The sequence below is a fragment of the uncultured Alistipes sp. genome, from assembly GCF_963931675.1.
Classification (GTDB): domain Bacteria; phylum Bacteroidota; class Bacteroidia; order Bacteroidales; family Rikenellaceae; genus Alistipes.
In genome coordinates this window covers 2,363,685-2,375,999 of sequence record NZ_OZ007039.1, presented here as the reverse complement: position 1 = coordinate 2,375,999, position 12,315 = coordinate 2,363,685, and the positions used below count along the sequence as shown (strand labels likewise).

The 12,315-nt window shown below is 59.4% G+C and carries 10 protein-coding genes; 6 read left to right on the top strand and 4 right to left on the bottom strand.

Annotated features, from left to right (window positions below):
* Positions 1 to 3 precede the first annotated feature (3 nt).
* The 4 genes from ABGT65_RS09995 to ABGT65_RS09980 are packed head-to-tail and all read left to right on the top strand — an operon-like array spanning position 4 to position 5,894.
* A complete protein-coding gene (locus ABGT65_RS09995; RefSeq protein ID WP_346701815.1) occupies positions 4 to 4,266 on the top strand; it encodes a cobaltochelatase subunit CobN in 4,263 nt (1,420 codons plus the stop codon).
* A complete protein-coding gene (locus ABGT65_RS09990) occupies positions 4,266 to 4,964 on the top strand; it encodes a hypothetical protein (RefSeq protein WP_346701813.1) in 699 nt (232 codons plus the stop codon). The genes ABGT65_RS09995 and ABGT65_RS09990 overlap by 1 nt, the downstream gene beginning before the upstream one ends.
* A 4-nt stretch (positions 4,965 to 4,968) precedes the next feature.
* Positions 4,969 to 5,571: a MotA/TolQ/ExbB proton channel family protein gene (locus ABGT65_RS09985; protein ID WP_087263235.1), complete on the top strand. Its 603-nt coding sequence runs from the start codon at positions 4,969 to 4,971 to the stop codon at positions 5,569 to 5,571.
* Positions 5,568 to 5,894, top strand: a complete 327-nt coding sequence (locus ABGT65_RS09980; RefSeq protein WP_346701812.1) for a DUF2149 domain-containing protein — start codon at positions 5,568 to 5,570, stop codon at positions 5,892 to 5,894. The genes ABGT65_RS09985 and ABGT65_RS09980 overlap by 4 nt, the downstream gene beginning before the upstream one ends.
* A 113-nt stretch (positions 5,895 to 6,007) precedes the next feature.
* On the opposite strand, the gene ABGT65_RS09975 is transcribed toward ABGT65_RS09980, so the two are convergent.
* The gene (locus tag ABGT65_RS09975; protein WP_346701810.1) at positions 6,008 to 6,136 is read right to left on the bottom strand and encodes a twin-arginine translocation signal domain-containing protein; all 129 of its coding nucleotides are present in this window, start codon (positions 6,134 to 6,136) and stop codon (positions 6,008 to 6,010) included.
* 386 nt (positions 6,137 to 6,522) lie between these two features.
* On the opposite strand from ABGT65_RS09975, the gene ABGT65_RS09970 reads away from it, so the two are divergent.
* Positions 6,523 to 7,422, top strand: coding sequence for a helix-turn-helix domain-containing protein (locus tag ABGT65_RS09970; protein WP_346701809.1), 900 nt, complete (start codon positions 6,523 to 6,525; stop codon positions 7,420 to 7,422).
* A gap of 244 nt (positions 7,423 to 7,666) precedes the next feature.
* Here the strand turns inward: ABGT65_RS09970 and ABGT65_RS09965 are convergent, their stop codons facing one another.
* Both ABGT65_RS09965 and galK read right to left on the bottom strand, forming a co-directional pair.
* Positions 7,667 to 8,956, bottom strand: coding sequence for an aldo/keto reductase (locus ABGT65_RS09965; RefSeq protein ID WP_346701807.1), 1,290 nt, complete (start codon positions 8,954 to 8,956; stop codon positions 7,667 to 7,669).
* Positions 8,957 to 9,153: 197 nt separating this feature from the next.
* A complete protein-coding gene (gene galK, locus ABGT65_RS09960) occupies positions 9,154 to 10,284 on the bottom strand; it encodes a galactokinase (protein ID WP_346703082.1) in 1,131 nt (376 codons plus the stop codon).
* 274 nt (positions 10,285 to 10,558) lie between these two features.
* On the opposite strand from galK, the gene ABGT65_RS09955 reads away from it, so the two are divergent.
* Positions 10,559 to 11,323, top strand: coding sequence for a glycerophosphodiester phosphodiesterase family protein (locus tag ABGT65_RS09955; RefSeq protein WP_346701806.1), 765 nt, complete (start codon positions 10,559 to 10,561; stop codon positions 11,321 to 11,323).
* 78 nt (positions 11,324 to 11,401) lie between these two features.
* Here ABGT65_RS09955 and ABGT65_RS09950 read toward each other — a convergent pair whose 3' ends face one another.
* On the bottom strand, positions 11,402 to 12,196 hold the full coding sequence (locus ABGT65_RS09950; protein ID WP_346701804.1) for a DeoR/GlpR family DNA-binding transcription regulator: 795 nt from the start codon (positions 12,194 to 12,196) through the stop codon (positions 11,402 to 11,404).
* Positions 12,197 to 12,315: the final 119 nt, after the last annotated feature.

Below are 12,315 nucleotides of genomic sequence, written 5' to 3'. Positions count from 1 at the left end.
AAAATGAAACAGAAGATACCAATGATCTGGGCAGGCGTGCTCCTGCTTGCCGTCGTAACGGGCATTATGGTCTGGAATCGCTGGTTCTCGGCCACGCACATCGCTTTTGTAAATTACCAGGCCACAACGCTCGGCCAGATCGCCCGAGCCAATGACCATCCGAAAATCCGCCTTGCTTCGGTCGAACCGTCAGAGTTCGGCCGATTGGGGCGTTACGACGTGGTGCTGATGAATGGCATGGGTCTCCGCATCACGGCCGAAGAGCGGGCCGCGCTACAGCATGCAGCCGACCGGGGGCTTACCGTTATCACGACCATGGCGACCAATCCTGCCAACGAGATCGTCTCGGCGGACTCTGCGACGCTGGCGGCCGTCAAGGGCTACCTGAACGGCGGCGGTCGGAAGAACTACCGCAACCTGCTCACCTGCCTGCGCCGCACGGTCGACGGCAAGCGACTGGACACGGACGAGCCCGAGCTGCCCGTGGTGCGCGACCTGAAGCAGTTCTACCATGCCGATCCCTCGGATCCCGAGGCGGAAGAGCTGGATTTCGACAGCGTGGAGGCTTACGAAACCTTCCTGTCGCAGCACGGCCTGCTGAAACCGGATGCTCCGCGGGTGATTGTGACGGGACAGATGGGCGAGCCGACCGATCTGATCGCGGCGTTGGAGCAAACCGGCAACAGGGTCTATCCCCTCCGCAACCTGTCGGCCGCAATCCGGAACGGACAGGCCGACTCGATCCGTCCGTCGGCCGTCATCAATATGGCGCACGGACGCCTGGGCGATGCCGTCGTGGAGTACCTGACCCGCCAAAACATTCCGCTCTTTGCACCGCTCAACGTCAATCGGCTGGTCGACGAATGGGAGGCCGACAAGATGGGCATGAACGGCGGTTTCCTGTCGCAGAGTGTCGTGATGCCCGAGATCGACGGCGCGATCCGGTCCCAGGTGCTGTTCGGGCATCGCCTCGACGGCGAAGGGCTGCAACAGGTTCATGCCATTCCCGAACGGCTGGAGCGGTTCGTCGAGACGGTGAACCGCCATATTGCCCTGCAACGCAAACCCAACAGCGATAAACGCATAGCAATCTATTACTACAAGGGCCCCGGGCAGCATGTCCTGACGGCCTCCGGTATGGAGGTCGTGCCTTCGCTCTACAACCTGCTCGTGCGGCTCCGCGGCGAAGGTTACCGCGTGGAGCATCTCCCCGCGACGCCCGAAGCCCTGGCGGCACTCATCCAGCGGCAGGGCGCCCTGTTCAACGCCTATGCCCACGGCGCCAAGGCCGAATTCCTGAAAAACGGCCAACCGGCGCTCATCTCCTCCGAGGAGTATGCTGCCTGGACTTCCGAGGCTGTCCGCCCCGCACTGATGGAGGAGGTCCGGGCTCTCGACGGCGAATTCCCGGGCAGCTATCTGTTCGATGACACCGGGCGGCTGGCGCTGCCGCGCATCGAACTGGGCAACATCGTGCTGCTGCCGCAGCTGGCCGCCGGGGCGGGCGACGATGACTTCGCCATTGTCCACGGCACCGATGCCGCACCACCGCACGCCTACATTGCCTCCTATCTTTGGGCCCGTTACGCCTTCCGGGCCGATGCCATCGTCCATTTCGGCACGCACGGCAGCCTGGAATTCACGCCCCGCAAACAGGTGGCCTTGAGCGGCAGCGACTGGCCCGATGCGCTGGTCGGGTCCACACCGCACCTCTATATCTACTCGATCGGCAACGTCGGCGAGGGCGTCATTGCCAAGCGCCGCGCCTATGCCACGTTACAGTCATATCTGACCCCTCCGTTCATGGAGAGCGGCGTGCGCGGCATCTATCGCGACCTGAACGCGGCGATCCAGGCCTACAACGACCTGCTCTACGCCGACGGACAGCCCGATACACGGGCCGCGGCGCTGCGCGTCAAGCGGCTGACCGTCGAACTGGGTATCCACCGCGAACTGCGGCTTGATTCGTTGCTGACTGAGCCCTATACCGAGGCGGAGATCGCCCGCATCGAGTCCTTCGCCGAGGAGCTGGCCGCGGAGAAGATCACCGGGGAACTCTATACGATGGGACGGCCCTATTCGCCGGAACGCATCCGCAGCAGCGTCTTCGCCATGTCCACCGAACCGATTGCCTATTCGCTGCTGGCGCTCGACAAATTCCGCGGCCGGGCGGATGCCGGACTTGAAAAACACCGCACGCTCTTCACGCGCCGCTACCTCGAACCGGCCCGCAAACTGGTCGGACGCCTTTTGAGCGGAGCGCAGCAGCCGACCGATGCTTTCATCTGCTCGACGGCCGGCATCTCGGCCGCGGAATTGGAGAAGGCCCGCGAAATCCAGCAGTCGCTCTCCGCTCCGCAGGACATGATGGCGCGGATGATGGCGCTGGCCTCTTCGGGTGAGCCGATGCAGCATCCGGCCGGCATTCCCAAGTCGGGCAAGGGGGCTTCGAAACACCCTTCATGGATCCCGAAGATCGGCAAACGGCCCGCAAACACCGGGCAGGCAGAGGAGAAACCCGCAGCCATGTCGGCCGATGCGATGGCCGCCATGATGGGCCTCGGAAAGGAGTATTCGAAAGAAGAGCGCGAATTTGCCCGGGTGGTAACCGAACTCGAACGCACGATCCGCAACGTCGGCAACTACCGGCGGGCATTGGAGCAGAGCCCCGAAACGGAACTCTCGTCGCTGGTCAATGCCCTGAACGGCGGTTATACGGCTCCTTCGCCGGGCGGCGATCCCGTTGCCAACCCCAACACGCTGCCCACAGGCCGCAACCTTTACGCCGTGAACGCCGAGGCAACGCCGAGCGAACAAGCATGGGAGCGCGGTAAGGAGCTGGCCGACGAGACCATCCGCATGTACCGCGAACGTCACCACGATTCGCTGCCCCGCAAGGTGAGCTACACGCTCTGGAGCGGCGAGTTCATCGAGACCGAAGGGGCGACCCTCGCGCAGGTGCTCTACATGCTGGGCGTCGAGCCCGTCCGCGATGTTTTCGGACGGGTGAGCGACCTGCGGCTCATCCCCTCCGAGGAGCTGGGCCGCCCGCGTATCGACGTCGTCGTGCAGACCAGCGGGCAGCTGCGCGACCTGGCGGCTTCGCGGCTGTTCCTTATCTCGCGGGCCGTCGAAATGGCCGCAGCAGCAAAGGACAGCCACTATGAGAACTATGTAGCGAAGGGTGTCGTCGATGCCGAGCAGGCACTTATCGACAAGGGCCTCTCACCGCGTGAAGCCCGCGAAGTGTCGACCTATCGGGTTTTCGGCGGCGTCAACGGCAACTATGGCACGGGCATTACCGGCATGATCCAGAGCGGCGACCGTTGGGAAAGCTCCTCGGAGATCGCAGCGGTTTACCTGCAGAACATGGGGGCCTACTATGGCAGCGAAAAGGCTTGGGAGCAGGTGCAGCAATATGCCCTCGAAGCGGCGCTGACCAACACCGACGCCGTCGTGCAACCCCGCCAGAGCAATACGTGGGGCGCACTGAGCCTCGACCATGTCTACGAATTCATGGGCGGCATGAACCTCGCCGTGCGCAACGTCACGGGGCGGGAACCCGACGCCTACCTGAGCGACTACCGCAATCGCAACCGCGTGCGGATGCAGGAACTCAAGGAGGCGATCGGCGTCGAGAGCCGCACGACGATCTTCAATCCGAACTACATCCGCGAGAAGATGCAGGGCGGGGCGAGTGCCGCCGCGGACTTTGCCGCAGTGGTGCAGAACACCTACGGCTGGAACGTCATGAAGCCCGATGTGGTGGACAACGAACTTTGGAATGAAATCTACGATGTCTACGTGCAGGACAGGTTCGGCATGGATCTCCGCGGCTATTTCGAGCGCCAGAACCCCGCAGCGCTGGAGGAGATCTCGGCCGTGATGCTCGAAACGGCCCGCAAGGGGATGTGGAGGGCCTCGGACGAGCAACTCGCGACGCTCGCCGCTCTCCACACCGAACTGGTCGGCACACACGGCCCCTCCTGCTCGGGATTCGTCTGCGACAACGCCAAACTGCGCGGCTTCATCGCCTCGAAGAGTACGCCCGAAGCTGCCCGCAACTACGGACAGCAGATCCGCGAGGTGCGCGAGGCTTCGCTCGACACAAAGGGCGGTACGGTGCTCAAACGCGAGGAGCTTGCAACCTCCTCTGACCGCACGACTACGCTGGTCAGCAATACCGTTGTCGCCGTGCTGGTAATCGGCATTATTGCGGTGCTGGTCCTTGTCGTCCGCCGCCGGCGCAAAAAAATGGAGGCCTGATGGAAACCGTCGTACTGGTCATGATGATCGTGGTCTGCTTCAACTACCTGTTGAAGCAGACCTGGCGCAAGCCCTTCTTTGTGGCTCTTTCGACCGTAGTCTGTGCCCTGTTCGTCGGGCTGGCGTGGCCATGGGCCATCGAGCAGTCGAAAAACCAGATCGCGGACTGGCTCGCCGACTCCGCGCTGATGCTCGACATGGCGGTCCTCCTTACACTGGAAGTCGCCTTGCAGATGACCTTCTGCGTCGTTGCGGCACACATCCACACGGCGGGACGCGTAAAACCCTCCGTCGTTTGGATCTACCGCCTGCTGCGCTGGTTTCCGGGACTGCTCGTCTTCCCGGTGCTGTTCAGCCTGCTGGTCGCCGCCATCTTTGCCCTGCCCGGCACCTCTTTCCCGCTGACGGCCTGGTCGCTGGCCGCAACTGTGGCAGTAGCGATTCCTCTGGGGCGTTGGGCGTTGAAGCACCTTCTGCCCGAAAAGGAGATCCGCCTCGAACTGCTTTTCCTCACCAATGCACTGATTGCCATTCTGGGAATTATCGCCACGGTCAACGGCCGCACGGCCGTTGCCGGTATCACCTCTGTCGACTGGCCGTCTCTGGGTGGAGTGATGGCCTTTGTCGCTGCTGGATTGCTGCTTGGCATGGCGGCTTTCCGCATCAAACAGAAACTTATGAATAAAAAACAGAAATAAAACCATGAATTACATTTCCGACATTCTCTATTGGATCTCGACCGGTCTGCTCGTTCCGGACATCGTCCTGCTGATCTTTTTCTTCGGGCGCTCGCTGCTGCTGATCGGCAGCTTCTTCGGACAGTATCTTGCCATCCGCCGTACGGCCTCGCTCATCGGGCGCGAACTGGATGGGCTCACTCCGCAGACGGTCACCACGCTTGCCGAGCGTCTTCCCAAAAAGAATCCGTCGCTGCTCGTGGTCTACCTGAACCGCCTGCTTGAGGCCCGCGACAATGCCCCTCTCCGCCAACGGCTGCTTGCCGATTTCGAGATCGAAGCCGACCGCGACCTCGCCACCTCAAAGACGCTCTCGAAGATGGGCCCCATGCTCGGGCTGATGGGTACGCTCATCCCGATGGGCCCGGCGTTGGTGGGGCTCTCGACGGGCGACATCGCCTCGATGGCCTACAACATGCAGGTGGCCTTTGCCACAACCGTCGTGGGGCTGTTCGCCGCGGCCATCGGCTTCATCACCCAGCAGGTCAAGCAACGCTGGTACCTGAAGGATCTGTCCAACCTGGAGTTCGTAGCGGAGTTGTTGAATGCCCAAACCGGGAAGCGATGAGACGCAATTTACTGAAACACGACGAGGAGAGCGACCCGATGAGCGTCGTGAGTAACCTGTTCGACGTGGCGATGGTCTTTGCCGTGGCGCTGATGGTGGCTTTGGTGAGCCGTTACAACATGACCGAGGTGTTCAGCCGGGAGGATTTCACGGTGGTGAAGAACCCGGGCAAGGAGAACATGGAGATCATTACAAAAGAGGGCGAAAAGATCAACCGCTACACGCCCTCGGAGGATCAGGATTCGCAGAACGGCAAGCGCGGCCGCAAGGTCGGCGTGGCTTACGAACTCGAGAACGGCGAGATAATCTATGTGCCGGAGTAATTTTATGGCCATTGGCCTGTTTCTCCACGGCCGACAATCGCATTTCCGGTTATCGGGTTAATTCTCCTTCGGGCTTGCCCGTCGGCCGGTAAGTCCCTTACAGGGAGTGCCCGTCAATACAACTTGCCTGTCTTTGATTCGTTATCGTTCATGTGGTTGAAAGCCTGCACCGATCCCGTGCCGGCTACTGCCGTGCCCAAGGCTGCCAGTGCAGACTTCTTCAAAAATTCGCGCCGTTCCATAATTTTTTTGTTTAACCCCTGCGTGTTTCAGTCAGCCCTTTGAGTATTTCTATTTCGTTTGGCTCCAAAGGTGTGAATACCTTAACCGATGCTACGGCATCAGTAGAAATTTCCCCGTAAAGGAAATAGCGCAAGAGTTGTCGCGGTGTGACGTGGTGGCGGTCTGCGATGAAGCACACCGCCTCGTCCGCGCACAATTCTTCGGACAATTCTGTTTTCCGTTTCATTGTATTGTCTGTCTTTATCTGATGCAAAATTACACCGTAACAAGGAGGAACGCTATAACCATAAGTGGGGAAAGCGTACCATTTTCACTGAAATTGCAGCCTGCGTAAACCTTTGTCCGTGAAATGCTTTATCTTTGTATCGGTTTAACAGGAGACAAGATGAGCAAGATATTGAAAGTAAGGAACGTCAATGACTACGGTCGCTACCTGGGCGCAAAGGATCAGCACCCGTTGGTCAGCGTCATCGACTATGCCGAGGTGTCGCCTGTGCGCCATAGCCTGAACGATTACGGCGTGTACGGCATCTTCTTCCACGATGAGGCGGAGATAGACCTGGCATACGGCTGCGGCAAGTATGATTACAAGAAAGGTACGGTCATCTGCGTGGCTCCCGGGCAGGTAGGCGGCAAGGAGGACAACGGCGAACGGGTGATGCTGACGGGCTGGGCACTCCTGTTCCATCCCGACCTGCTGCACGGTTTCCCATTAGAGAGACGTATCAAGGAATACTCCTTCTTCGATTACCGCATCAACGAAGCCCTCCACATGACCGACGAGGAGCACGACGTCCTTGCCTCCCTGATGCGCCAGATTCGTGAGGAACTGGGAAAGCATCCGGACGAACTTCAGAACGCCATCCTTGTGGGCTACATCGAATTGACGCTCAACTTCTGCCAACGCTTCTACAACCGCCAGTTCGTCACCCGAAAGATCGAGAACTCCGACATCCTCGTCCGCTTCGACCGCCTGCTCCGCGACTATTTCGAGGACAAGCTTCAACTGGCCCTCGGCCTGCCCACCGTGCAGTATTGCGCCGACAAGCTCTGCATGTCCGCCAACTATTTCGGCGATGTCATCAAGAAGACCACCGGCGACACGGCAAGCAGCCACATCCGCCAGTTCGTGATCCAGCTTGCCAAGAACGGCCTTGCGGCAGGAGAAAGCGTTTCCCAGGTATCGGACCGCCTCGGCTTCGAATATTCCCAGCATTTCAGCCGGATGTTCAAGAAGCAGGAGGGCGTTACTCCTTCAGAATACTGCCAGAGATTACGGATTTAATATTCTTTGCCGCACCTTGCTCCATGCCTGAGTGCCAAACAGACAGCATTGTCGCATGGTTTGGCTCATTTCGGCGAAACGGTCGGCAGGGATGACAAAGCCAAGTTCATTGGTCTCCACATATGGACGCACCGAAGGGTCGAACAGCCCGATGAACGTCCGTCGGCCGGCCACCCAAGCGGTTTTCACGCACCGCATAGCTGATGGTTGCGAAGGTAAGGGAAATCGGGGAGCGGGGCAAGGATTATTTCCCCATCGTCTCCTTCACCCTCGCCAGCAGAGCGGGAATGTCCAGATGCTGCGGGCACTTCGCCAGGCACTCGCCGCAAGCGACGCACGAGGATGCCGGGTCGCCCCGCTGGACAGGCGACATCGAGACGGTGTAGTCCGCCATCGCCCGCTCCTTGTTCCGGTGCAGGATGTAGTTGTTATAGACGTAGGCGAAGATGTAACCAATGGCGACATTGTGCGGACAGGGGATGCACTGGTAGCAGCCCGTGCAGTCGATATGTCCCAGAGCGTGGCGGTAGGCGTAGATGGCCGCCCCCAATGCCTCGCGCTCGGCAGGGGTAAGCATGTTGGGGCGGGCTTTGACGGCATACTTCAGGTTCTCCTCCACGTCCGCCATACTGCCCATGCCGCTGACGGCAACGCTTACTTCAGGAATGTCCCACAGATAATCCAACGCCCACTCCGCATCGGGTTTGTGGATGCCCGTAGAGGCAAGTGCATCGCGCATCACTTGCGGCAGGTTGGCGAGGAATCCCGTACGGACGGGCTTCATCACTGCCAGCCCCATCCCGTTGGCGGCGGCATACTTTGGACCGAGCACGCCAGCCTCGTATTCGTAATCCAAATAATTGTGCTGGATCAGGCAGAAGTCCCATGCGGGCGTGTATTCTACGACTTTCTTGAACAGTTGCAGGTTGTCGTGGAAGGAGAAGCCCATGAAGCGGATCTTGCCCTGCGCCTTCAGCCGCTCCATCTTCTCAATGAGCTTGTAGGGCAGCACATAGTCCTTCCACGCGCGGTGCATGATCATGTGGATGTGGTAGAAATCAATCACATCCGTATCAATCGCACGCCGCGACTGGTCGAAGAACTTCTCGAAGTCGTCCGCCGACCGCATCTCCCACCACGGCATCTTGGAGGTGACATATACCCTATCGCGCCAGCCTCCGGCAAGGGCCTTGCCTACCGCCTGCTCACTCTCCCCGCCGAGATAGACACGCCCCGTGTCGATGTAGTTCACGCCGCCCTCGATGGCACGGTGTACCATAGGGGTAGTCTGGTCGAAATCCACGTGCCCGTTCTTCATCGGCAGCCGCAGCATCCCGAATCCCAATGCCGACACGTTCACTCCCGTACGCCCCATCGGGCGGTACTGCATCTGCGGATTGTAATTGAGAATGTCTTCCGACAACTGTTCCCTTGCCGCCAGCCTTTCGGCTTCCTGCGCGATGGCTTTCGGACCGCTCACCGCTCCTACGGCTGCGGCAAGAAGCCCGCTTTTGATGAAATCCCGTCTGTCCATTGTTTTATTTGCATGCATATACTTCTTCTTTTGTGCAAAAGTAGCAGTATATGACGCGAAAGGGCGTAACAATTCCACGGAGGATTGTGACGGTTTTACTGATTTCGGGAAAACAACAATTCACAGTTCTTTTACCCAGAAAACAGGAATCCCGGACCGCAGTTGCAGTCCGGGATTTTCCATCTGACAAGAGTGCCCTACTCCAGCCGGCGCGAACCGTCGGAGATCACCACGTCGTAAACCTGGGGCTCGTGGCCGTATTTGGCATTGAACTTCTCCTTGGCCGTTACGATGAAATGGTCGTAGAGCTCATCCTTCACGAGGTTGATCGTGCAGCCGCCGAAGCCGCCGCCCATGATGCGCGAACCCGTCACGCCGCACTCCTCGGCCACTTCGGCCAGGAAGTCCAGCTCCTCGCACGACACTTCGTAATCCTTCGACATGCCCCAGTGGGTCTCGTACATGCGCTTGCCGACGGTCTCGTAATCGCCCTTTTCGAGGGCATCGCAAACGTCGAGCACACGGCGTTCCTCACCGATCACATAGCGGGCGCGCTTGTAATCCTCCTCGGAGATCTGCCCCTTGATGGCATCGAGCTGCTCCATCGTGGCACCGCGCAGGAACTCCTGCCCGAGGGCCTTGGCAACCCGCTCGCAGGAGGCGCGGCGGTCGTTGTAGGGCGAGCCGACGAGTTCGTGCTTCACGCGCGAGTCGAGCAGGACGAGCTTGTAGCCCTTGGGATCGAACGGGAAGTAGACGTACTCCATCGAACGGCAGTCCAGACGCATCAGACACCCCTTCTTGCCGAATACCGAAGCGAACTGGTCCATGATGCCGCAGTTTACGCCGCAGTAGTTGTGCTCGGTGGACTGACCGATGCGGGCCAGTTCGAACTTGTCGATCCCGCAGTTGTAGAGGTCGTTCAGCGCAAAGGCGAAGGTCGATTCCAGGGCTGCCGACGACGACATGCCCGCACCCAGGGGCACGTCTCCGGCGAAAACGGTATCGAAACCGCCGATCACCCCGCCGCGTTTCTGCACCTCGCGGCAAACCCCGAAGATGTAGCAGGCCCAGCTTTCGGCGGGTTTGTCCTCCTCACGGAGTCCGAACTCCGACGATTCGCCCAGGTCGTAGGCATAGGCGCGGACCTTGTCGGTTCCGTTGAGGCGGATCGCGGCGACGATGCCCTTGTCGACAGCTCCCGGGAAGACGAAACCGCCATTATAGTCGGTATGCTCGCCGATGAGGTTGATCCGACCGGGCGATGCGAAAAGAATGGCGCCTTCACCATAGAGTTCCTGGAACTTCTTGCTGACTTTTTCCTTCATGTTCATGGTTCTTATTTTGTTTGTGGTTTTAGTAATTTGATTGGTACGAAGATAGGAAAAAATCCGCAACGGCGGATTATTTTTGTTTCAATTCATGCCAAAATGGTTTTATTCCGCGATTCCAAGGCCCGAATCCGGGGCGACGGCGGGGGGGGGAAATGACAGGTCGATGAAAAGTGCCGACCGACCGGCCTTTCGGGTTGTAATTCCGGAAATATTCGTTACCTTTGTAGCGGTTTCGTTTCACAAGGATCAACCAAAACATTCGCAGGATATGAAAACACAACTCGTCATGGCCGCCCTGCTCTTCGCCGGAGGAGTCGCCGCCGCCCAACCCAAAGTCATCGCCCACCGCGGTTACTGGACCGCCCCGGGTTCGGCCCAGAATTCGCTGTCGTCGTTCGCCAAGGCCGATTCGGTCGGCGTCTACGGTTCGGAGATCGACGTCTGGCTCACGGCCGACGACCGGCTGATCGTCAACCACGACCGCGTCTACAAGGGCACCGACATCGACATGGAAAAGGCCACGGCCCGGGAGATCATGCAGATCGTGCTCCCCAACGGGACGGAGAACATCCCCTCGCTGGATGCCTACCTCGAACTGGTGGCCTCGAAACCCGCCACGCGGCTGATCCTCGAAATGAAGTCGCTCTCGGACCTCAACCGCGAAGACCTCGCCGCGGAGAAGATCGCCCGGGCGCTGCGCAAGCACGGCGTGCTGGAGCGCACCGACATCATCGCCTTCTCGATCAATGCCTGCCTGGCCTTCAAGAAGCTGCTCCCCGAGACGAAGATCTACTACCTGAACGGTGACCTGCCGCCCAAAAGCATCAAGAAACTGGGGCTGGCGGGGATCGACTACTCGGTGAAGACCCTGCAGGAACATCCCCAATGGGTGAAACAGGCCCACGACCTGGGGCTGGAGGTCAACGTCTGGACCGTGGATTCGGAGGAGGAGATGAAATACTTCATCGACCTGGGCGTGGATTACATCACGACCGACTACCCCGAGCGGCTGCAGGCGCTGTTGGAACAATAACGCCGGGCGAACCCCCTCTTCCATAAAAAACGGGCGGCTGTGTGATAGCCGCCCGTTTTCATGTCGGATCGTCCCGGTTCAGACGTCCACGACCGTCACCTCGATGCCGCGTTCGCGCAGGCGCTCCAGATAGAGCGGCTGTGCGGCGCTGTCGGTGATGATCCGGTCGACGGATTCCAGGTCGCAGATCTTGCTGAAACCCCGGCGCCCGAACTTCGAACTGTCGGCCAGCACCACGACCTTCTGCGCCGCCTCGATCATCGCGACGTTGAGCGAGGCTTCGAGCATGTTGGTGGTCGTCAGGCCGAATTCGAGGTCGATACCGTCCACGCCGATAAAGAGTTTGCTGCAATTGAAGTTGCGCAGCATCGATTCGGCGAAGGGTCCCACGACCGATACTGAACTGCTGCGCGTGATTCCGCCCAACTGAATGACATCCATATCGGGACTCTGCGAGAGGATCTGCGTCACGGGGACCGAGGCCGTAATGACGGTCAGATGGCCCTGGGGCCGGATTTCGCGGGCCAGGAAGGCCATGGTGGTCCCCGAAGCGATGATGATCGAATCGTCCCGGGCGATCAGTGCGGCGGCGGCGGCCCCGATGGCCCGTTTCTCGGCAACGTTCCGTTTCTCCTTCTCGTTGACGTGGCGGTCGCTGATGTAGGGGCTGATCAGGATGGCGCTGCCGTGCGTGCGGTAGAGTTTCTTCTGCTGTTCGAGGTAGGAAAGGTCCTTGCGGATGGTCACCTCCGAAACGCGGAAGAGTTCGGAGAGTTGCGTCACGGAAATGGAACCGTTTTGCTGCAAAAGCGTCAAAATCCGACTATGACGTTCCGGAAGGCTCAAAAGGGGTTCTTCGGTGATTTTATTCATGATGCGGTGTACAGATATTTCCTATTCCAAGAGCCCAAGTTACAAAATTTATTCGGAAAAACATACGCTGTCCGGATATTTTTCCCTTCTTTCCGGAAGCGGGAAAAGCGACTCTCATT